Below are 20,091 nucleotides of genomic sequence, written 5' to 3'. Positions count from 1 at the left end.
ACTAACTCCTTTTATATGATATTAATTTTTGAATTCTTTGCACAACACTCTCATAACCGATAATCTCTAATACTTCAAAAATCGAAGGACTTACAGAACTTCCAACCATCGCAATACGAATGGCTTGTGCCAGATCTTTAAGTTTCAAATTTTTCTCTTCTAAAAATGTTTTCGTAAATGTTTCAAATTCACTCGCATTACTAAGCTCTTTTGTACTCTTTAACGCTTCAAAATAGTGCTCTAAAACACTTAGTCCATCGACTGTTAAGAACTTTTCAACAGCTTTTTCATCGTAACACGTTGGTGCTTCTAAAATCTGTTTTGCAAGGCTTGCAAACTCAACAAGTGTTTTTGCCCTATCTCTTAATGCGTCAATAAGTAACTCTTTTTTTACATGTAAAGAAAGATCCAGATCAAAAAAGCGTAATTCATCAATTAAACGCTCATAACTCGCTTGTTTAATGTAATGCGCATTGAGCCACACAAGTTTTTCTTGATTGTATGCAGAAGCTGATTTATTGATATTGTTTGGATCAAATAAAGCCTTCATCTCGTCAAACGAGAAAATCTCTTGATCGCCATGACTCCACCCTAGACGAATGAGGAAATTGAGCAATGCTTCTGGCAAATAGCCTTCTCTTTTATACTCCATTACATCGACCGCACCATCACGTTTAGAGAGCTTTTTGCCCTCAGGATTGAGGATCATCGGAACATGGTAAAATTTAGGAATATCAAAGCCAAGTGCTTGATATAAGATGATCTGTTTAGGGGTATTTGAAAGGTGGTCATCTCCACGAATGACTTCATTAACACCCATAAGGGCATCATCAATAACAACCACAAAATTATACGTTGGTGTGCCGTCACTTCGTGCAATAATAAAATCATCGAGCATATCACTTGCATTAAATGTGACTTCACCTTTGACACCATCGACAAATGAAACAACGCCACTTGTAGGCGCTTTGATACGAATTACAGGTGCAACGCCCTCTGGTGGAGTACCTGTAAAATCACGGTATCTGCCATCATAACGCGGACGCTCTTTGCGTGCCATCTGAGCTTCTCTAAGCGCGTCGAGTTCTTCTTTGCTCATATAACATTTATAAGCTTTGCCTTCTTCTAAAAGCTTTTTAACATAACTTTTGTAAAGATCAAAACGCTCAGATTGATAAACAATCTCACCCTCATGCGCAAGCCCTACCCATTTAAAGGCTTCAACAATCGCTTCCGCAGCTTCTTTAGAATTTCGAGCAAGATCTGTATCTTCAATACGGAATAAAAACTTTCCATTATTTCTTTTTGCCCAAAGATAACTGTAAAGAGCCGTTCTTAGCCCTCCAATATGTAAATATCCCGTGGGACTAGGGGCAAATCGTGTCACAACCATGACTGTACCTTCACTATTTTTGATGAATTATGTATAAATTATGTATCATTTCGTTACGCGGAGAACAAAAATTCTACTGGAGCGCATATAAAAACATTTTTTTAATTTTTTTTGCTTAAAAAAATGTTATCATTCGTAGCTCTTATTTTTAATACAACACGATTATATAGCTATTTTTCTTAAAACAAAGGATTATTGATGAAGATTAAATTAAAGGTGTTAACTTTTGTAACTTTGTGTACAACCCTTCTTTTCTCACCTGCAAGTGCAGGCACAGTTGATGGCGTTTCTCTCATAATTAACAAAGAACCAATAACACTTTACGATGTTTTTAAATACTCTCAGCGCTTTAATATCTCTAAAAAAGAGGCTTTGGATATTTTGGTAAGACAAAAACTGGAAGAGTCTGAGATTAAAAAACAAAGTATTACCGTTGACAATTTTGAAGTCGATCAATATATTGAAAGCTTGGCGATCAGCAACAACATGAACCAATACGATTTTCTCAATATGATTCGCTCAAAAAATATTGACATTGCCGAATACAAAGAAGATCTTAAAAAGAAATTGCAACGCGATAAACTCTATAAAAAAATTGTAAGTACCAAAATGCAACAAATGAATGATGGTGAACTTCAGGCCTATTATAATGAAAACCTCAATGAGTTTTCACAAGCAGGCGCTTTTGATGTCACAATCTATACCAGTGCAAATCAACAAAGTTTAACAGCTATCCAAAACAACCCAATGAGCGCTGCAAGTGATGTTCAACTTCAAGAAGGAAAAATTGAAGCAGGCAAAACGGATCCAAAACTTTTAGCACTCCTCAACAAAACCGCTAAAGGTAAGTTTACTGCGATCTCTAAAAATGATTCAAATTATGTGATGTTCTTTGTCAAAGAAAAATACAATGTTCAAAGTGTCTCTTTTGCCGATGCAAAAAATTATATTTATAATAAACTTGGTGAAGGTAAAGAGCAAAAAGGAATCGAAGAGTATTTTGAAAAACTCAAATCATCTGCTAACATTCAAGTTATCAGAGCACCATAAGCAAGAGATTTAAAGAAGTGGAAGGTCGCCTTTAAAAGCGACCTTTTTTATTAGTAGCGTGAAAGATAGTTTGTATCAAACTTGTTTTCGATAAAATCTTTGTTATCCATCATATTCAAATGAAAATCTCTTACCGTTTTAATACCCTCAATTTGTAACTCACTCAAAGCTTGTTTCATTTTTGCAATAGCACGTGTACGATCTTCACCCCAAACGATCAATTTTCCAATCATAGAGTCATAGTGTGGCGGTACAGAGTAGCCTTGATACGCATGAGAATCCATACGTACGTTACGACCACCAGGGATAATATACTTTGTGATTTTACCTGGACTTGGGATAAATTTGACAGGATCTTCTGCCGTAATACGACACTCAATAGAATGACCACGGAATGTTAGTGCGCTTTGATCAAAAAGTTTTTCACCCTCAGCCACACGAATCATCCACTCAATGATGTCGATACCGCTTACCATTTCACTGACACAGTGCTCGACTTGAAGTCTGGTGTTCATTTCCATAAAGTAGAAATTTTTATCCGCGTCTAAGAGGAACTCAAATGTTCCCGCATTTTCATAACCGATATATTTGGTTGCTTTAACCGCTACTTCATGAAGTCTTGCTCTTGTTTTGGCATCGAGCGCAATAGCAGGAGACTCTTCAATAAGCTTTTGATGGCGACGTTGCATCGAACAGTCGCGCTCACCAATATGCACAACATTACCAAATGAATCGCCAATAACTTGAACTTCAATGTGACGTGGATTTTTAATGTATTTTTCCATGTAAAGCGTGCCATCGCCAAACGCACTCAGCGCTTCGCTCTCTGCTGCGAGGAATGATTTTTCCAAATCTTCCATCTTCTCAACCACACGCATACCGCGTCCGCCACCGCCTGCACTCGCTTTGACGATAACAGGAAGTCCGATTTGTTCAGCGAGTTTTTTCGCCTCTTCAACACTCTCAAGCGCACCTTCGCTACCGAGGATAACAGGAACACCCGCTTTTTTCATCACTTCTTTGGCTTTTGATTTATCGCTCATTAAAACCATAGAATCAACAGAAGGCCCGATAAATTTAATGTTATGGTGTTTGCACACTTCAACAAAAGTTTGGTTCTCACTTAAAAAACCGTATCCTGGAAAGATAGCATCACAACCACTGATCTCAGCCGCGCTAATGATAGCAGGAATGCTCAAATAGCTCTCAGATGACTTTGGTCCACCAATACAGATACTTGCATCGGCATGCTGAAGATAGAGTGCATCTTTATCCGCTGTGGAATAAACCGCAATCGCTTGTTTCCCCATCTCTTTGATGGTTCTTATTGCACGAAGGGCGATCTCACCACGATTGGCAACAAGAATTTTCTCAATCTTCATTACACTTTCTCCACCGCGAAGATTGGCATATCGTATTCTACTGGCTGACCATCTTCAACAAGGATTTCTAAAATCTTACAGTCAAATTCTGCTTCAATTTCATTCATGATTTTCATCGCCTCAATAATTCCGATAGGCTGACCTTTACGGATAATATCGCCCACTTTTGCAAACGGAGCCGCACCTGGGGCTGGAGATTTGTAGAAAGTTCCGACCATTGGTGATTTGATGCTTAAACCAGCAGGCGCTGCATTGATGCTTGCTTCACCGCCAACGTGTGCAACAGGCGCTGCTGCTAAAGCTGGAGCTACACTTTGAGCTTGCATAACTGGAGCTGGAGCAGCCGTTGTATAGGTTACACCACCCTCTAAACCTTTTTGCAACTCAATGCTAAAATCACCCTCTTTGATTTTGAGTTTTGTGATATCACTTTTATCAAAAATACGTATTAACTCTCTGATCTCATTTTTGTCCATTCGGTTTCTCCTAAATATTTGCCATTTTTTGGCATGACATAAAATGTGCTATAATACCATACTAAAGATATACACTCACTTAATAATGTAAAGGTACTTTTATGGGTTTAAAAGCAGACAGTTGGATACGAGAGAAATCGCTTAAAGAGCGTATGATAGAGCCTTTTTGTGAGGATCAAGTTGGCCGTGATGTCGTGAGTTATGGTGTCAGCAGTTATGGATATGACATCCGTGTTGGGCGTGAGTTTAAGATTTTCACCAATGTCAATTCGACCGTGGTTGACCCTAAAGAATTTGACGATAAAAATGTTATAGATTTTGTGGGCGACATTTGTATTGTCCCACCGAACTCTTTTGCGTTGGCACGTACTGTGGAGTACTTTCGTATTCCTAAAAATGTCCTTGCAATTTGTTTGGGTAAAAGTACCTATGCACGTTGTGGCATCATCGTTAACGTCACACCATTTGAGCCAGAGTTTGAAGGTCACATTACCATCGAAATTTCAAATACCACCCCGCTCCCCGCAAAAATTTATGCCAATGAAGGCATTGCACAAGTGCTCTTTTTAGAGGGTGATACGCCATGTGAAACCACTTACAAAGACAAACACGGTAAGTACCAAGGACAAACAGGTATTACCCTACCACGCATTTTAAAATAACTCCGTATGGCTTTACATGTAAAAGCTTTAGGGAGCAGTAATACACATGAGTTTGATGGCTTTTATGCCATCTACTCTACCGCTTTTCCTCTCTCAGAACAGAAATCTCGCGATGCACTCTTAGCGATGCAACACGCCTCTTTTTATACTATTTATCTGGCATATAGTGACGAAAAAATTGTTGGATTTTGTATTATGTATCATCCAGATAATAAAGATTTTTTCCTACTCGAATACATGGCAATTGATGAAAAAGAGCGAGGCATTGGGCTAGGTTCAATGCTTTTAAAAAGTAGCATTGACCAGCTGTTCCAAACGCATGGTACGAGAGCTCTTCTCATCGAGATCGACTCGCCTGAGAAAAGCTCAAATGAGCAAAAAATTCGCGAAAAACGAGAACAATTTTACCGCCATTTGGGTGCTTTAAAAATTGATCCATTTGATTATATTTTACCGCTTCAAAGCAGCGAAGAAGCGCCACCTATGGAACTTTTGGTGTATCAGCCAAATCTGCATAAAATTCCCAAGGAAACATTGCAATCATGGCTTGAAAAACTTTACGCAAACGTCTATGGTTGCTCTAAGAATGACTCTCGCATTGCAAAAATGCTAGATCATGTACCACCGATTTTAAACCTCATCTAAAAGGAGCTTTTGATGGAAATTTTTCTAAGTGACGAATACGAAACCCTCTGGACAGCCGTGAGTGCTATCATGAGCATTTTAGCGACAATGATGGCTATCTTTGCACTGATTTATTCCATGCGAACGTATCGTAAAACCATGCAAATCGTTCACTACGGTGAAATCGATAAAATGTACTTCGAAATTCTCAAAGAAGCCCTCAATAAGCCTCATTTGGTACGTCAAGGCATTGAGCGAAGTGTAGAACAAGAGACAGAGTATGACATCTACGCTTTTATCGTTTGGAACTTTTTGGAATCCATTTACGATCGTTGTATGTTAGATCATGCTTTGCAAAAAACATGGTTTCCCATCATCGAGGCAGAGCGTAAAATTCACGTCGCATGGATACAAAAAGATGAAAATAGAGTCAAATTTAAAGCCGAATTTTTGAGTTTTATTGAAAAAGGGAAGTTAGAAGTAACTACCTAAATAAATCTTAGAAGATTTACATGTAAGCATTAAAAACGATGTATTAAGCTTCTTCACTTATCTTTATATCATTTAATAATTTGACGAGTGTATGCCCAATCTCTTCTGCTAAATTCACAGGCACAGCATTACCAATTTGTTTATATTGATGCGAAGGTGAGCCTTCAAATTCCCAATCATCAGGAAACGTCTGAATACGCGCATACTCTCTTATTTGAAAAGGGCGCGTCTCATCAGGATGACATCTCTCAGTCTGTTTTTGAGCAGGCGAACATGTTAAAGTAAGGCTAGGTTCATCCCATGAGATTCTTCTTGCCATTCCTGTTTTACCACCACCAAGATAAAAACTCTTTTGCATATACTCTTTTTGAAGCTCAATGGGTAAGTCTCGCCAATAACCACCAGGCTTTATCATCTCTAAAATTTCTTTCTTACGCTTAGGATAAGATTGCCCATAAGAAGTTGGTACATCTGTAGCGTATAAATCACTTTTTTTAAGGGCATCTTTTAAAGTATAAATCTTTTGATACGGCTTTGGATACATGTAATTGATCTTATCTTTATACTCTTTTTTGATGCCTACAAGAATGAGCCGTTCTCGCTTCTGTGGAACTCTGTAATAGATGGCTTTGAGAACGCGTGGCTCAAATACATGATAGTCCAATTCTTGTGTTAACACTTCTATCATCGTTTGAAGTGTTTTCCCATTATCATGAGAAAGAAGACCTTTAACATTTTCGATTAAAAAGACAGGGGCATTGGTCTCTTTGAGAGCTCTTGCAAATTCAAAAAACAATGTTCCTCGTGTATCTTCAAAGCCAAGCCGTTTTCCTGCGTAGCTGAATGCTTGGCAAGGAAACCCTCCTGTTAAGAGGTCTATTTTGTTGTGATATGGCGTAAAATCAATCTTTGAGATATCCCCTTCAACCACATTCCAATGTGGTCTATTTTTTCTCAGTGTTTGCACAGCATATTTATCAATTTCATTGAGTAATGCGTGTTCTATTCCTGCTTTTTCGAGGCCTAACGCTAAGCCCCCAGCTCCTGCAAATAATTCAATACTCTTGTACAGCTTTTTAGGAGATTCATATCGATCAGCAATGGTATTAAAATGTAATTTTGCGTTTTCAAATATAACTAAATCATCTTGTCTGTATTCACGATAATTATTAATAGGATTACGAATACTTTTTAATTTGCCTGCATTATCCCATCTTCGTAGTGTCTCTTTATTGACCGATAAAATTTCTGCTGTTTCATTTAATGAAAATGTTCTTTGCATTCAATACCCACCTTATACAACATTATACATGGTTATTATAGCATAGTGACTAAACTTTTTGCTTAATCGAAGAATAATCAAAAAAAATCTTTTGCACTCAAAAGATTACATTTTGAAATATTTATTTTATGAATTAAGATTATGAGAAAGTGTTTGAACGTATTCTGATTGAGCGAGTTCTTCAATGACATGATCAAGTTCATGTTTAAAATCAGCTTCAGTTGCCACTTCTGCAATAGCTTTGATTAAGTCTATGTAAAAATCAGGATCACCTGTAAGTCTGTGCCAAAAATCATTGCCGATAATAACATCATAATGATATTGCTTAGTGATTCTTTTGTAGTGTGAACTCAAATCGGAGAATTCACCGTAAATAACACCTACGATTAAATTGCCAAACCCAATTTTGACCCCATTCGTTCTTGATAAGTGAATGACATCCGTAAAATGTTTGGCTATCGTTTCAACATCATCTTTGTTAATCGTGTCTGGGCCTGATTTGAGTTGACAAAACTTCTTTTCACCATCAATCATATCGATAAATTCTATATCAATCCCCGAAGTCGTACTCCCAAAAGAAGAGAGTACTGTAGCTGTAAATTTTTGAATATTGGTTCCAAAAGATGTATTGATCGATGTGCCAAGAACTCTAGGATAAATTAAAGCTTTGGCAATACTTATAGGGTCGTGATTACCTTCTAAAAAATTGGATAAATACGCCAACAAAAAAGGATTAACATTAAATTCTTTGATGTTTGATAGCTTCAAAGTATTTTTAATATGATTTTCGATAATTGAGTCTTTAAACCAGATTTTGGCTTTTTGCAAAATTTCACATTTTTCATGCTCAGTCATTATCAATTCCCATTTATAAGATAAAAGGCATCATACATTACCTTTAATTGCGTTTTTATTAAAATCAAAAAGCTTTACATGTAAGCTTTTTACTTCTCAACCCGAAGCAACAATCCATTCAGATAAAACGATGCAGAGGCATTAATAAGGCAAGGGTGGTCGCTGTCTTGTTGCATCTGCTCAAGCAGTATATATTGCACTTTCAGATCGTGTGACACTTCCATTGCGATTTCTAAAAGCTCTTTTTTGCCGACGTGAAAGGAGCAGGAGAACAGCGCGATTAAGCCGCCGTCTTTGACCGCTTTGGTGGACTCCATCAAAAGGTGTTTGAAGCCTCTTTTTGCGCCACTAGCTTGTTCTTTGGTTTTAGCAAAAGAGGGCGGATCAAGCACGATCAGATCAAAACTGTTTTTATACTTTTTCTCTTTCATAAACGCAAACGCATCGGCGGTGTAGGCTTCGTAGTTTTCCATTGCATTGGCGTGCAAGTTGGCTTTGGTTTGCTCTATGGCTGATTCTGAGATGTCAACAAAGACAGCATTTTTAGCACCATTGGAGAGTGCATAAATGCCAAAACCACCGGCATTGCAACACACATCAAGTACCGTGTCGCCTTCTTTAATGTAACTCGCACATACGCTTCTATTTTTACGCTGATCTAGGTAAAAGCCTGTCTTTTGGGCATCTTCAATGTCCACTAAAAAAGTCAAACCATTTTCACTCAGCTCAAATTGCGTTGTTGGTGTGCCAAAAAGTGTGCCGTTTTTACTCTCTAAGCCTTCGATCTCGCGTGAGTGCTCATCGGATTTTTCAATAATCCAAGCAGGATTGACAAGTTGTTTAAGAGTACTTAAAATGAGTTCACGAAACGTTTCCATTCCTGCGGTGTTGATCTGAATGGAGAGCGTGTCGCCATATTTGTCGACAATAAGCCCTGGTAGAAAATCTGCTTCGGAGTGGATGAGACGTACAGCATTCGTTTGAGACAAAAGTGCTTCACGCTTTGCAATGGCTCTTTTGATGCGGTTGTGGAAAAACTTTTTGCCGATCTCCTCTTTGCCAAAGCTAAGAACGCGAGCAAAAATAGCGCACTTTGGATTGACATAGGCTGTTCCTAAAAAGCCATCTTTTTTGGAAAAGAGTGCAACGACTTCACCGCTTTGAAACTCCTCTAAAGCAGAGTCAATTTCGTTGGCATAAACCCATGGGGTAAAGCGTCTTAGTTTGGGAACAACAGAGTGTTTGATATAGACTTTATTCAATGATTTTTCCTAATATAGTTTGTAATTCGCTGGTAAAGGCTGGGTGCTCGAGAATCTTGCCGTGTGTGGTGTTGGAAAGAATGACATGTAAAGGCTTTGTTGGCATTGCTTCTAAAAGTCTTTCAAGATGGTAACGTGGAATCGTAACATCATTTTCCACCTCGACCACCGCAATTTTTGCTTTCACTAAAGGCAGATAGTTAATACTTTCAAATTTGTTTTTGAGCAAAAGATCGATCGGGAAGAAAGGGTATTTGAGTTTAGCAATAGAAATAATAGAATCGTAAGGAGTCAGAAGAACTAAGCCATCAACAACTCTTTGAGAAGCAAGGTACGTAGCAACTCCTGTGCCTAAGCTGCGCCCTATCACAACGACTTTTCGACCTTTAGCGTATGTGTCATAAATTTTCAAAGCATCTGAAAATAGGGCTTCTTCACTAGGTTTCCCCGTACTTCCAACATACCCTCGGTAATTAAACGCAATAATATCATAGCCTTGAAGCTCTTTTACATGTAAAACAAAACGTGTCGCATCATCGGCATTTCCACCAAAGTAGATGATAAGCCCAGCATCGCTCGCTTCATCATGGCGTAAAACACCCTCTAAATCAACACCCTCTTTTACATGTAAAGAGAGTGACTCAATATTTTCACCACTTACTTTGGCTTGCTTCTCAATTGATTTAGCAGGAAAGAGTTGGTCATTTTGTGTGAAATACAAATATCCCATCGCTACCAAATAGAGCCCTACAACGCCTAGTAAAAGTTTTTTCATAAATCTTCCTTCTTCAAAAATACGGTGAAATCACCTTCCATATAACCCTCATAAATTTCTACATCGTACGCAAAATCATTGACGTGTGCTTCGATTTCCTCAGGCAAAAAGTAATTAAAATGACCCTCTTTTTCCTCGCCTCTAAGCAAGTTAAAAACAAACCCTTTTTTTGAAGCTTCATAACAACGGCGAATAAACAAAAACGTCTCAAAACGATTCAAAATATTCATCGAACCACTTGCCACATAAAAGTCTGCAAATTCAAGCTCATCATTTAAAATATCTTTATGCGCAAACTGTTGTTTGGTGCGTTTTTGGGCAACGAAAAGCGCTTCTTGAAGCATATCATAACCTATATATTTGCGAGGCAAAGAGCCTTTTTGTTGCAAATAGAGATAAAGATCTCCAAAACCACACCCAGCATCGATAACAGTACTGGATGGTAAATGCGCGTCCAAAAGCTCATGAATCACCTCAAAACGCGTATGTTGCGACTGCTTGGAGTTCCAGTTCAACCCCTTTGCCGTACAGCCATAGCGTTTGATGGCATTTTCATAAAAGGTTTTGTTGTTAATACGTGGCATGGGAAAAGGCTAAAAAAGAAGAGGCACTTTTAAACTAAAAGTGCCGAAATGTTTTGTTGCATCATGTTATTTTGATGAATTTGAGTTAAAACAGAACTACTGAGTTTTATCTGATCGCTGTTGATTTCTGCGATCTTTTGATCGAGTGGTTTTTCTGAAATTTGCGCATTGGCACTGCTTAAATTCGTCATTGCGGTCAATGAACTGGTTATGCTGCTACTCGCACTATTCATCTGAGAACTAATGGTTGAAGACAGAGCAGTGAGGTTTTCTCTAAAAGTAGCGATGCCTTTTTGATCATTAATCGTTAAATCACTAAGTCCTGAAACATCAAGTCCATAATTACTGCTAAGAAGATTTTGACCATTATAGGTCGTTTGAGCCGCAATATCTTGCATTGAGCTACTGATGCTTGAAAACTCTTTTTGTAGACTTGCTTTTTGCTCGCTTCCTAGGGTGGCACTATTGAAACGAACGGAGAGATCGTTTAATTTATCGGTTCCTGATTGAATCGCTTGGATCGAAGCATCTGCGATTTGGTACATACCGATGCTCTCATTGGCGTTTTGCACACCTTGGCTGAGTGCTGCCATTTGTGAAGCTAATGCGTCTGAAACAACTAGGTTAGCGCCATCTTTGCCACTGAGCTCTTTTGTAGCATTAATTTTTTCCAACATAGCATCTGTTTGAGACTTGTTTTGCGTAATTAAATTGAGTGTTTGCGTATTGGAACTACTGGAAACTTTCATCAGATGCTCCTTGTTTAAAGATACATTCATTATACTACTCCTATCATACGAATGTCAAATGGTATAAGCGGAATTAAAATTGCTTTAAATCCAAAAATATTGACACAAAGGGTTAACGTGTTTAATGGCAAAAATATTCTTATCACCGGTGGCACAGGCAGTTTTGGCAAAAAATATACTGAAATTCTTTTAAATAATTACAAACCCAATAAAATCATCATCTACTCCAGAGATGAGCTCAAACAGTATGAGATGGCACAACAGTTTACCGATCCAGCGATGCGCTTTTTTATCGGTGATGTCAGAGATGTTGAAAGACTAAAAAGTGCTATGTATGGCGTACATTACATTATTCACGCCGCAGCGCTTAAACATGTCCCCATTGCAGAGTACAACCCGATGGAGTGCATTAAAACGAATATTAATGGTGCAGCAAATGTTATTGATGCTGCTTTAGCATGCGGTGTGCAAAAAGTCATCGCGCTCTCAACCGATAAAGCGGCTAATCCTATCAACCTTTATGGCGCAACCAAGCTTGCCAGCGATAAACTTTTTGTTGCCGCCAATAACATCAGGGGTGCGCGAAGAACTGAGTTCGCCGTTGTACGTTATGGCAATGTTGTAGGAAGTCGTGGCTCTGTCGTTCCTTTGTTTAAAAAACTCATTGCTGAGGGCGTTAAGGAACTACCTATCACCGAAGCGGAGATGACACGCTTTTGGATTACGTTAGAGCAAGGGGTCAACTTTGTCCTTAAAAATTTTGAACGCATGAAAGGGGGAGAGATATTTATCCCTAAAATTGCTTCGATGAAAATGGTTGATTTAGCCAAAAGTATGGCGCCTCATTTGGGTGTGAAAATCATCGGCATTCGCCCTGGTGAAAAGATGCACGAAGTGATGGTTCCAAAAGATGACAGCCACTTAACACTCGAATTTCATGACCACTTTGTCATTCAACCGAGCATTCTTTTTACACAACAAAACGACTTTACATGTAATGCACTTGGAGAGAAAGGCGTACCTGTCAGATACGGTTTTGAGTACAGTTCTGAAACCAACACACAATGGCTTGATGCCAAAGGTTTGATGGAGATGATAGAAGCATGATTCCTTATAGCAGACAAAGTATTGATCAAAGCGATATAGACGCGGTTGTTGAAACACTAAAAGGTGATTTTCTTACTGGTGGCAAAAAAGTGAGCGACTTTGAAGAAGCACTCGCAAACTACTTGGGCGTCAAACATGTCTGTGTGATGAACTCTGCCACTTCGGCTTTACATGTCGCCTATCAGATCATCGGGCTTACAGAAGGTGATGAAGTCATCACGACACCTCTGACATTTGCCGCAACCTCTAACACGGCCATCCAATGCGGGGCAACCCCTGTATTTTGCGATATTCGTTATGATGGCAATATTGACGAACGCAAACTAGAGGCGTTAATCACCCCTCAAACCAAAGCAATAGCGCCTGTGGATTTTGGCGGAAATCCACTGCCTATTCATACCATTAAAGCGCTGTGTGACAAACACAAACTGTTGCTCATCGAAGATGCGAGCCATGCGCTTGGCAGTGAAATAAACGGGCAAAAAGTGGGCACTGTTGCCGATATCACCATCTTTAGTTTTCATGCCATTAAGCCCATCACCACCTTTGAGGGTGGCGCCATCGCCACGAACAATACCGCCTTTTATGAACAAGCCAAACTGTTACGATCTCACGGCATTGTCAAAAAAGAGCTTTGGAACTCCGACATGGTCACCCTTGGCGAAAACTATCGCCTGAGCGATGTAGCGTGTGCTTTGGGGCTTTCACAATTAAAACGGTTAGATGCCTTTATCGAAAAACGCAACGAGATTGCACACTATTACGATGAACGCTTTTTTAACAATCCCTTTTTTACGACTATTGCGATTGATAAAACCAAGCGAAGCACCTACCATCTCTACCCTATTTTACTTGACCGTTCTCTTTGGTGCTCCAAAGAAGAGATCTTCAAAGCGTTACATGTAAAAGGTTTTGGGGTACAAGTTCACTACAAACCTGTGTACCAATTTAGCTACTACAAAGAGCGTTTTGGCGAACAACGCTTAGAAACAACGGAAGATTTTTACAAAGCTGAACTCTCCATTCCTTGCCATCAAGGCATGAGTATGGACGATGCGCATAGGGTTGCCGATGCACTGCTTGAAGTGCTTACCTCCATCAAAGGATGTCATCTATGAGACTAGCCATCATCCCAGCACGTGGAGGCAGTAAACGCATTCCTCGTAAAAATATCAAAGCATTTTGTGGCAAACCGATGATCGCCTATAGCATTGAAGCAGCTCAAAAAAGCGGTTGTTTTGACAAAATTGTTGTGAGTACGGACGATGAAGAGATTGCAACATTGGCACGCTCCCTAGGAGCTGAAGTTCCCTTTATGCGCCCCAAGGAACTCAGTGATGACCACACGGCAACCATTCCCGTCATCGCCCATGCCATCACGGCTTCGGTTCACGACATCAGCGAGGTTGAAGCGGTCTGTTGCATCTACGCCACCGCCCCTTTTGTGCAACCAAAATACATCCAAGAAGCCTATACAAAACTGCTTACATGTAAAGCAGCGTATTGCTTTAGTGCCACCAGTTTCCCTTTCCCCATTCAGCGTGCTATTCGCCTCACCAAAGAAGATCGTGTTGAGATGTTTTCACCTGAACACTTTAACACCAGAAGCCAAGATTTGGAAGAGGCGTACCACGATGCGGGACAATTTTACTGGGGAACACCAGAAGCATGGTTGGAAGGTCAAGTGATTTTTGCACCCCACTCTACCGCCGTTCTTTTGCCTCGCCATTTGGTGCAAGACATCGACACGCCAGAAGACTGGATGAGAGCAGAATTTATGTTTAAGGCACTTGCTCTTTCATGAAGACACTCATACGAGCCGATAGTTCAAGCACCATCGGACTTGGGCATATCATGCGAGATTTAGTGCTTGCCAAAAGTTTTGAGGGCGAAGTGCTCTTTGCCTGCCAAAACCTAGAGGGCAATATCATCGCCTCCATTCCTTACGAAGTCAAAATCTTACAATCAAACGATGCCGAAGAGCTCATTGCACTCATTAAAACGTTACATGTAAAACTCTTGGTGATCGATCACTACGGCATTGATGCGCCATTTGAGCAAAGAGTCAAAGAGGCTACAGGAGTGAAAATCCTCAGCCTAGATGACACCTACCAAGCGCATGACTGCGATATTTTGCTTAACCACAATATTTCAGCCGACAAAACGCGGTATAAAGGTTTAGTGCCTCCACGGTGCGAACTTCGTTGTGGAATTTTATACACGCTCATTCGCGATGAGTTTAAAGATGAAAAAAAGCAAACGCGTGAGAAAATCTACGATGTTTTAGTCGCCATGGGCGGAACGGACGCATCGAACATTACGCTTTGCATTTTAAAAACACTTCCCCAATCTTTACATGTAAGCGTTCTTACAACCACGGCGAATGCGCATCTAAGAGAGCTTCAAAACTACGTCAAAGATAAGCCCAACATTGCTTTACATGTAAACTCCAACGAAGTCGCCAAACTGCTGCACCAAAGCCGCTTTGCCATCGTAACACCTAGCGTTATGGTACATGAGGTGCTTTTCATGGAAGTACCTTTTATAGCGATTAAAGTGGCAAGCAATCAAGACGATATGTTTGCATATCTTCAAAAACAGGAGTACCCTGTTTTAAAGGAGTGGGATGCGTCTTTATTTATGCAACTTTACAACGCTCAGTGAGCCTCAAAAAAAGATGATTTTAGCATGGCGAAATCACGAAAATGTCAAAGCGTACATGTACAATGTTAATGACATCAGCGAAGCGGAGCATTTTGCATTTATTGAGGCTTTAAAAACACGCGAGGATAGACGTTACTTCTTAGTACAACATGAAGGTGTTGACATTGGTGTTATCGACTTTAATGACATTTCAGCCACTTCTGCAACACTGGGACTCTACGCAAACCCAAAGCTCGATCAAAAAGGGATTGGTTCGCTTTTGATGCAAAGCATTGTAGAGTATGCGTTTAAGAGATTAAAGGTGAACATACTCAAAGCGGAAGTTTTTGAGGACAACATCAAGGCCAAAGCATTGTATGAAAAATTTGGATTTTGCGAAAAAGAGCGTAAAATGGTCAATGAAAAAGAGGTTATTTGCATGGAGCTAACCAATGAACATCGGTAATTTTGATTTAAATAGCACACAAACACTTATCATAGCGGAGCTTTCCGCAAACCATGGGAACAGCATCGAAACCGCCAAAGAGACCATAAGAGCGGCTAAAAAAGCGGGGGCTGATGCCATTAAGCTTCAAACCTATACGGCTGACACCTTAACACTCAACTGTAACAAAGAGGATTTCGTCGTCAAAGGCGGCACGCTTTGGGATAATAAAACACTCTATGAACTCTACAAAGAAGCCTACACACCGTGGGAGTGGCACGCAGAGCTTTTTGCATGCGCTAAAGAAGAAGGACTCCTCTGTTTTTCGACACCGTTTGACAAAAGCGCTGTGGATTTTTTAGAGCAATTTGACCCGCCAGCTTATAAAGTAGCCAGTTTTGAAATCACGGACTACGAACTCGTTCGCTATATGGCGTCCAAACAAAGACCTATGATTATCTCCACGGGCATTGCTACACTTAATGAAATTGAAGATGTTGTGCGCATTTGCCAAAGGGAAGATAACTCTGATATTATTTTATTGCAATGCACCTCATCTTACCCTGCCCCACTTGAGGGCGCAAACCTCCTTACCATACCCGATCTTGCCAAACGTTTTGGCGTTATTGCTGGTTTTTCAGACCACACGTTAGGCATCACCGCACCGATTACCGCCGTGGCACTGGGCGCTAAAGTCATCGAAAAGCATTTCATTTTAGACAAAGCCATCGGTGGCGCGGATGCAAGTTTTTCACTCGATGTTGAGGCCTTTACCGCAATGGTTCAAGCCGTACGTGAGGCCGAAAAATTGCTAGGAAAACCCACCTACAACACCGATGTAAAAACGATTAAAGGCAGACAATTTGCACGCAGCCTTTATATCGCCAAAGATATTGCCAAAGGGGAAGTTTTGAGCGAAGAAAATATCCGCTCTATTCGCCCAGGGTATGGACTCCATCCACGATTCCTCAAAGATGTTTTAGGCAAACGTGCCAAAGAAAATTTGAGCTTTGGAGAGAGACTTTGCAAGGAAGATTTCGAGTGAGAAAAATCGCTCTTTTTGCCCACGACGCGGGAGGGGCTGAAATACTTTTAGAGCTTCTCAACGCCTCTTTACATGTAGGTGAATTTTGCATCTTCTCTTTAATCGAGTCGCCGTGTTACACCCTCATCAAAACCAAAAAATTGGAGCACTTTTGGTGTGAAATAACGCCTGAAAGAAGCGATATAGAAGCCAAACTTGCTTTTTTTGCCCCCTCCATCATCCTCTATGGTACAGGCTGGCAAAACCACCTTGAGTACCACTTTTTACACTATGCCAAAGCGCACACCATTCCGAGCATCGCTTTTTTAGACCACTGGACAAACTACCGCGAACGCTTCGGATATCCCGAAAAAAATTGGGAGAACAATCTCCCCTCTTTCATCGCAGCGCACGATCCAACAAGTTTCGATAAAGCCAAAGCCTTAGGGCTTCCTAACGTTATCGCTATCAAAAATTATGCCTTGATGGCTCAACTTAAAGAGGCTCAAAATATTTTAGCCAGTACGCAAGAGAGTGACACTCTACTCTTTCTAAGTGAACCCACCGCCAAAGTGGCAAAACGCTCCTTTGGAAATGCCTATGGTTGGGGGTTTACCGAGAAAGAGGTCTTTGAAGATATTCTTACATGTAAAAAGAAATTTGGTTGTAAAAACATTTTAATTCGCCTTCACCCCTCCGATACACCCGAATGCTACCAAGCGATTGATCCAAGCGCTACGTTTAGCCACACCACGCTTTTAGAGGACATCGCCCGTGCCAAAGTGGTCATTGGTATCGATACCGTAGCACTTTATACTGCTTATCTGCTCGGAAAATACGTCCTCTCTTACATCCCCTCAACCAAAAGAGAATGCTGTGTTCCTTTGCCTAAAGCAAACCAACTCACCACTTTTGAGCATTTTCATCTTAATCAGCTGGAGAAAATTTCTCAAAATCCCGAAGATTTCGGTATGGATTTTGCTTTATTCTTAGAAAAACAGCTAGGACATTAATGCAAAAATCTCTTTCATGTGCCATTGTTGGAGCAGGAAGCATCGGCGGTTTGATCGACTCGCCTCATAGTGCGAACATTGCCTCACATGCCCATGCCTTTTTGAAGCATCCAAATTGCAAACTTGTCGCTATTTGCGAACCTAACAGTGCAAATCAAAGTGCGTTTATCGGGCGTTGGGGGAAAATGGGAGTTTACCACTCACTGGATGCTCTTTTGCAGTATGAAACCATCGACCTGCTCGCTATTGCCTCGCCCACACAATTTCATGCAAATGCATTGGAAGAGGCTTTACATGTAAAAAGTTTGCAAGCCATTATCTGCGAAAAACCGTTGGTTGCAACCGCTCAAGAATTAGCCCACCTAGCGCCTTTACTTCTTTCGAGCGAGAAAAAAATCCTGATTCATCTGATGAGACGGTATGACCCCTCTTTTATCAAACTTGCCAATGACATTGCCGCACAAAAATGGGGCAAAGCCATGCGCTTTCAAGGCATTTTCACCAAAGGATTACTGCACAATGGCGTACACATGCTAGCCGTTTTGAGTCACTTTTTTGGTGAAATACAGAGTCTTAAATCGTTACATGTAAAACGTTTACACGAAGACATCGGTGGCGATTTTGAGGTGACATGTAAAGATGCTAGGGGCGTGCTAAGTTGCATGGAAGATCTTCCTTATTCGGCATTTGAACTTACCATCTGGTTTGAAAATGGCAAGCTAGAGATCAAAGAGGGAGGCTCTCACATTGAGTCGTTTATCAAAGTACCCTCACCTTTGTACGAAGGCTATTTTAGTTTGGAACACGAAGAAACCCTCCCCAATACATTAAAAGACTATGCCCTGCATTCCCTTGAATTTTTACTCCAAAACGACGATATAACCTGCAAACAGATCTTGCAAGAACAGATCAATGTTCATGCGAAAATTTTTGAAACCATTGCAAAAGAGAAACAAAAATGAAAAAATTAGCCATCAACGGCGCAGAAAAGGTAAGATCCAAACCTTTCCCCGCTTACAACACCATAGGGGCAGAGGAAGAAGAAGCCGTATTACGCGTACTTCGCAGTGGGAAACTCTCCACCTACCTTGGCGCTTGGCATGAGGATTTTTACGGTGGAAGTGAAGTACGTGCTTTTGAGAAAGAGTGGGCTGAGTTTTTTGGTGTCAAACATGCCATCAGTGTCAACTCCGCTACTTCGGGACTTATTTGCGCTGTAGGAGCCGCTGGGATCGAAGCGGGTGATGAAGTCATCGTGAGCCCCTACACCATGTCCGCCTCAGCCGTTGCTCCGCTTTTTTACGGCGGTATTCCCGTATTTGCCGATGTTGAAAAAGACACCTATTGTTTAGACCCAAAAAGTGTCGAGCAAAAAATCACTCCAAAAACCAAAGCCATCATCGTAGTGGATATTTTTGGACAACCTTATGACGTAGAAGCCATCAACGCACTTGCTAAAAAACATAACCTCATCGTTATCGAAGATGCCGCTCAAGCACCAGGTGCGATGTATAAAAACGAATTTGCCGGAACATTGGGCGATATGGGTGTTTTTTCACTCAATTACCACAAGCATATCCACTCAGGTGAAGGCGGTGTTATCGTCACCAATGATGACGCACTGGCGAATAAACTCCAACTCATCCGCAACCACGCCGAATCGGTCATCGCCAATAAAGGCTTTAGCGCACCAAGCGAGCTTGTCAACATGGTCGGCTTTAACTTTCGTATGACAGAGATGGAGTGTGCGGTGGCGCGTGAACAGCTCAAAAAACTCCCCTCTTTACTTCAAACACGTCAAGAAAATGTCGCCTACATCAACGAGGCGCTTAAAAGCATTCCTTGCCTTAAAACAACCACAACACGCAAACATGTCAAACATGCTTTTTACGTGCATCCTTTAGAGTTTGACGCAAGCCTTGCTGGTATCCACCGTGATGTTTTCATCAAAGCGGTCAAAGCCGAACTACCTCGAACCATCATGCGCGATGACTCTGATGTTTTGATGGGATGCGGGTATGTGAAACCGATTTATCTGCAACCACTTTTTGCGCACAAAATTGCGTTTGGCAGCAAAGGCTATCCATTTAACCTCTCCAATGTAACGTACCAAAAAGGCGACTGCCCCGTGTGTGAGAGTCTGCATTTTGAACGTCTTTTTACCCATGAACTTATGCGCCCAGGAATGAGCAGAGAAGATATGGACGATGTAGTAAGAGCGTTTGCGAAAGTATGGGAAAACAAAGAGGAATTAAAGTAAAATGAAAAAACTA

22 protein-coding genes are annotated in these 20,091 nt (G+C 40.6%); 13 read left to right on the top strand and 9 right to left on the bottom strand.

The genetic code is table 11. From position 1 onward, the window contains the following. Position 1 precedes the first annotated feature (1 nt). Positions 2-1,393: a glutamate--tRNA ligase gene (gene gltX, locus N0B29_RS09195; protein WP_263833427.1), complete on the bottom strand. Its 1,392-nt coding sequence runs from the start codon at positions 1,391-1,393 to the stop codon at positions 2-4. Between the two features lie 198 nt (positions 1,394-1,591). Here gltX and N0B29_RS09190 point away from each other — a divergent pair, with 198 nt between their 5' ends. Then, positions 1,592-2,443, top strand: a complete 852-nt coding sequence (locus N0B29_RS09190; RefSeq protein WP_263833426.1) for a peptidylprolyl isomerase — start codon at positions 1,592-1,594, stop codon at positions 2,441-2,443. 50 nt (positions 2,444-2,493) lie between these two features. Here the strand turns inward: N0B29_RS09190 and N0B29_RS09185 are convergent, their stop codons facing one another. Beyond that, positions 2,494-3,825: an acetyl-CoA carboxylase biotin carboxylase subunit gene (locus tag N0B29_RS09185; protein ID WP_263833425.1), complete on the bottom strand. Its 1,332-nt coding sequence runs from the start codon at positions 3,823-3,825 to the stop codon at positions 2,494-2,496. Further along, positions 3,825-4,301: an acetyl-CoA carboxylase biotin carboxyl carrier protein gene (accB, locus tag N0B29_RS09180; RefSeq protein WP_263833424.1), complete on the bottom strand. Its 477-nt coding sequence runs from the start codon at positions 4,299-4,301 to the stop codon at positions 3,825-3,827. The genes N0B29_RS09185 and accB overlap by 1 nt, the downstream gene beginning before the upstream one ends. A 101-nt stretch (positions 4,302-4,402) precedes the next feature. Here accB and dcd point away from each other — a divergent pair, with 101 nt between their 5' ends. The 3 genes from dcd to N0B29_RS09165 are packed head-to-tail and all read left to right on the top strand — an operon-like array spanning position 4,403 to position 6,079. Further along, positions 4,403-4,963, top strand: coding sequence for a dCTP deaminase (gene dcd, locus N0B29_RS09175; RefSeq protein ID WP_263833423.1), 561 nt, complete (start codon positions 4,403-4,405; stop codon positions 4,961-4,963). A gap of 6 nt (positions 4,964-4,969) precedes the next feature. After that, positions 4,970-5,608: a GNAT family N-acetyltransferase gene (locus N0B29_RS09170; protein WP_263833422.1), complete on the top strand. Its 639-nt coding sequence runs from the start codon at positions 4,970-4,972 to the stop codon at positions 5,606-5,608. Positions 5,609-5,620: 12 nt separating this feature from the next. Further along, the gene (locus tag N0B29_RS09165; RefSeq protein WP_263833421.1) at positions 5,621-6,079 is read left to right on the top strand and encodes a hypothetical protein; all 459 of its coding nucleotides are present in this window, start codon (positions 5,621-5,623) and stop codon (positions 6,077-6,079) included. 43 nt (positions 6,080-6,122) lie between these two features. On the opposite strand, the gene N0B29_RS09160 is transcribed toward N0B29_RS09165, so the two are convergent. The 6 genes from N0B29_RS09160 to N0B29_RS09135 form a co-directional block, all read right to left on the bottom strand. Further along, on the bottom strand, positions 6,123-7,361 hold the full coding sequence (locus N0B29_RS09160) for a DNA cytosine methyltransferase (protein WP_263833420.1): 1,239 nt from the start codon (positions 7,359-7,361) through the stop codon (positions 6,123-6,125). A gap of 126 nt (positions 7,362-7,487) precedes the next feature. Continuing rightward, positions 7,488-8,216: a PmeII family type II restriction endonuclease gene (locus N0B29_RS09155; protein WP_263833419.1), complete on the bottom strand. Its 729-nt coding sequence runs from the start codon at positions 8,214-8,216 to the stop codon at positions 7,488-7,490. An 89-nt stretch (positions 8,217-8,305) separates the two neighbouring features. Next, on the bottom strand, positions 8,306-9,478 hold the full coding sequence (locus N0B29_RS09150) for a class I SAM-dependent rRNA methyltransferase (RefSeq protein ID WP_263833418.1): 1,173 nt from the start codon (positions 9,476-9,478) through the stop codon (positions 8,306-8,308). Beyond that, complete coding sequence (locus N0B29_RS09145) at positions 9,471-10,253, bottom strand: alpha/beta hydrolase (RefSeq protein WP_263833417.1); 783 nt, start codon at positions 10,251-10,253, stop codon at positions 9,471-9,473. The genes N0B29_RS09150 and N0B29_RS09145 overlap by 8 nt, the downstream gene beginning before the upstream one ends. Then, positions 10,250-10,837 carry a class I SAM-dependent methyltransferase gene (locus tag N0B29_RS09140; RefSeq protein ID WP_263833416.1) on the bottom strand — a complete coding sequence of 196 codons (588 nt, stop codon included), beginning with the start codon at positions 10,835-10,837 and terminating at the stop codon, positions 10,250-10,252. The genes N0B29_RS09145 and N0B29_RS09140 overlap by 4 nt, the downstream gene beginning before the upstream one ends. A 29-nt stretch (positions 10,838-10,866) precedes the next feature. After that, entirely contained in the window at positions 10,867-11,586 is a 720-nt protein-coding gene (locus N0B29_RS09135; protein ID WP_263833415.1) for a flagellin, read from the bottom strand. Positions 11,587-11,703: 117 nt separating this feature from the next. Between N0B29_RS09135 and pseB the strand changes: the two genes are divergently transcribed. Genes pseB through N0B29_RS09090 form a run of 9 tightly spaced genes read left to right on the top strand, consistent with a single transcriptional unit; the run spans position 11,704 to position 20,078 of the window. Further along, on the top strand, positions 11,704-12,693 hold the full coding sequence (pseB, locus tag N0B29_RS09130) for a UDP-N-acetylglucosamine 4,6-dehydratase (inverting) (RefSeq protein WP_263833414.1): 990 nt from the start codon (positions 11,704-11,706) through the stop codon (positions 12,691-12,693). Next, positions 12,690-13,811, top strand: a complete 1,122-nt coding sequence (pseC, locus tag N0B29_RS09125; protein ID WP_263833413.1) for a UDP-4-amino-4,6-dideoxy-N-acetyl-beta-L-altrosamine transaminase — start codon at positions 12,690-12,692, stop codon at positions 13,809-13,811. Before pseB ends, pseC begins: the two co-directional genes overlap by 4 nt. After that, the gene (gene pseF / locus N0B29_RS09120; protein ID WP_263833412.1) at positions 13,808-14,497 is read left to right on the top strand and encodes a pseudaminic acid cytidylyltransferase; all 690 of its coding nucleotides are present in this window, start codon (positions 13,808-13,810) and stop codon (positions 14,495-14,497) included. Before pseC ends, pseF begins: the two co-directional genes overlap by 4 nt. Next, entirely contained in the window at positions 14,494-15,357 is an 864-nt protein-coding gene (gene pseG / locus N0B29_RS09115; protein WP_263833411.1) for a UDP-2,4-diacetamido-2,4,6-trideoxy-beta-L-altropyranose hydrolase, read from the top strand. Before pseF ends, pseG begins: the two co-directional genes overlap by 4 nt. Further along, positions 15,320-15,802, top strand: coding sequence for a UDP-4-amino-4,6-dideoxy-N-acetyl-beta-L-altrosamine N-acetyltransferase (pseH, locus tag N0B29_RS09110; RefSeq protein ID WP_263833410.1), 483 nt, complete (start codon positions 15,320-15,322; stop codon positions 15,800-15,802). The genes pseG and pseH overlap by 38 nt, the downstream gene beginning before the upstream one ends. After that, positions 15,789-16,826: a pseudaminic acid synthase gene (gene pseI, locus N0B29_RS09105; protein ID WP_263833409.1), complete on the top strand. Its 1,038-nt coding sequence runs from the start codon at positions 15,789-15,791 to the stop codon at positions 16,824-16,826. Before pseH ends, pseI begins: the two co-directional genes overlap by 14 nt. Continuing rightward, positions 16,823-17,818 carry a hypothetical protein gene (locus N0B29_RS09100; RefSeq protein WP_263833408.1) on the top strand — a complete coding sequence of 332 codons (996 nt, stop codon included), beginning with the start codon at positions 16,823-16,825 and terminating at the stop codon, positions 17,816-17,818. Before pseI ends, N0B29_RS09100 begins: the two co-directional genes overlap by 4 nt. Continuing rightward, positions 17,818-18,780, top strand: coding sequence for a Gfo/Idh/MocA family protein (locus tag N0B29_RS09095; RefSeq protein WP_263833407.1), 963 nt, complete (start codon positions 17,818-17,820; stop codon positions 18,778-18,780). Before N0B29_RS09100 ends, N0B29_RS09095 begins: the two co-directional genes overlap by 1 nt. Then, a complete protein-coding gene (locus N0B29_RS09090; protein WP_263833406.1) occupies positions 18,777-20,078 on the top strand; it encodes a DegT/DnrJ/EryC1/StrS family aminotransferase in 1,302 nt (433 codons plus the stop codon). Before N0B29_RS09095 ends, N0B29_RS09090 begins: the two co-directional genes overlap by 4 nt. Positions 20,079-20,091: the final 13 nt, after the last annotated feature.

The organism is Sulfurospirillum oryzae (assembly GCF_025770725.1).
Classification (GTDB): domain Bacteria; phylum Campylobacterota; class Campylobacteria; order Campylobacterales; family Sulfurospirillaceae; genus Sulfurospirillum; species Sulfurospirillum oryzae.
The sequence above is the reverse complement of the archived record's forward strand: the minus strand, read 5'-3'. Positions and strand labels throughout refer to the sequence as shown.

What these genes read in the sequence shown, in the direction of transcription:
- gltX (WP_263833427.1), bottom strand. Translation starts at nt 1,393, where the DNA reads ATGGTTGTGACACGATTTGCCCCTAGTCCCACGGGATATTTACATATT.
- N0B29_RS09190 (WP_263833426.1), top strand. Translation starts at nt 1,592, where the DNA reads ATGAAGATTAAATTAAAGGTGTTAACTTTTGTAACTTTGTGTACAACC.
- N0B29_RS09185 (WP_263833425.1), bottom strand. Translation starts at nt 3,825, where the DNA reads ATGAAGATTGAGAAAATTCTTGTTGCCAATCGTGGTGAGATCGCCCTT.
- accB (WP_263833424.1), bottom strand. Translation starts at nt 4,301, where the DNA reads ATGGACAAAAATGAGATCAGAGAGTTAATACGTATTTTTGATAAAAGT.
- dcd (WP_263833423.1), top strand. Translation starts at nt 4,403, where the DNA reads ATGGGTTTAAAAGCAGACAGTTGGATACGAGAGAAATCGCTTAAAGAG.
- N0B29_RS09170 (WP_263833422.1), top strand. Translation starts at nt 4,970, where the DNA reads ATGGCTTTACATGTAAAAGCTTTAGGGAGCAGTAATACACATGAGTTT.
- N0B29_RS09165 (WP_263833421.1), top strand. Translation starts at nt 5,621, where the DNA reads ATGGAAATTTTTCTAAGTGACGAATACGAAACCCTCTGGACAGCCGTG.
- N0B29_RS09160 (WP_263833420.1), bottom strand. Translation starts at nt 7,361, where the DNA reads ATGCAAAGAACATTTTCATTAAATGAAACAGCAGAAATTTTATCGGTC.
- N0B29_RS09155 (WP_263833419.1), bottom strand. Translation starts at nt 8,216, where the DNA reads ATGACTGAGCATGAAAAATGTGAAATTTTGCAAAAAGCCAAAATCTGG.
- N0B29_RS09145 (WP_263833417.1), bottom strand. Translation starts at nt 10,253, where the DNA reads ATGAAAAAACTTTTACTAGGCGTTGTAGGGCTCTATTTGGTAGCGATG.
- N0B29_RS09140 (WP_263833416.1), bottom strand. Translation starts at nt 10,837, where the DNA reads ATGCCACGTATTAACAACAAAACCTTTTATGAAAATGCCATCAAACGC.
- N0B29_RS09135 (WP_263833415.1), bottom strand. Translation starts at nt 11,586, where the DNA reads ATGAAAGTTTCCAGTAGTTCCAATACGCAAACACTCAATTTAATTACG.
- pseC (WP_263833413.1), top strand. Translation starts at nt 12,690, where the DNA reads ATGATTCCTTATAGCAGACAAAGTATTGATCAAAGCGATATAGACGCG.
- pseF (WP_263833412.1), top strand. Translation starts at nt 13,808, where the DNA reads ATGAGACTAGCCATCATCCCAGCACGTGGAGGCAGTAAACGCATTCCT.
- pseG (WP_263833411.1), top strand. Translation starts at nt 14,494, where the DNA reads ATGAAGACACTCATACGAGCCGATAGTTCAAGCACCATCGGACTTGGG.
- pseH (WP_263833410.1), top strand. Translation starts at nt 15,320, where the DNA reads ATGCGTCTTTATTTATGCAACTTTACAACGCTCAGTGAGCCTCAAAAA.
- pseI (WP_263833409.1), top strand. Translation starts at nt 15,789, where the DNA reads ATGAACATCGGTAATTTTGATTTAAATAGCACACAAACACTTATCATA.
- N0B29_RS09095 (WP_263833407.1), top strand. Translation starts at nt 17,818, where the DNA reads ATGCAAAAATCTCTTTCATGTGCCATTGTTGGAGCAGGAAGCATCGGC.
- N0B29_RS09090 (WP_263833406.1), top strand. Translation starts at nt 18,777, where the DNA reads ATGAAAAAATTAGCCATCAACGGCGCAGAAAAGGTAAGATCCAAACCT.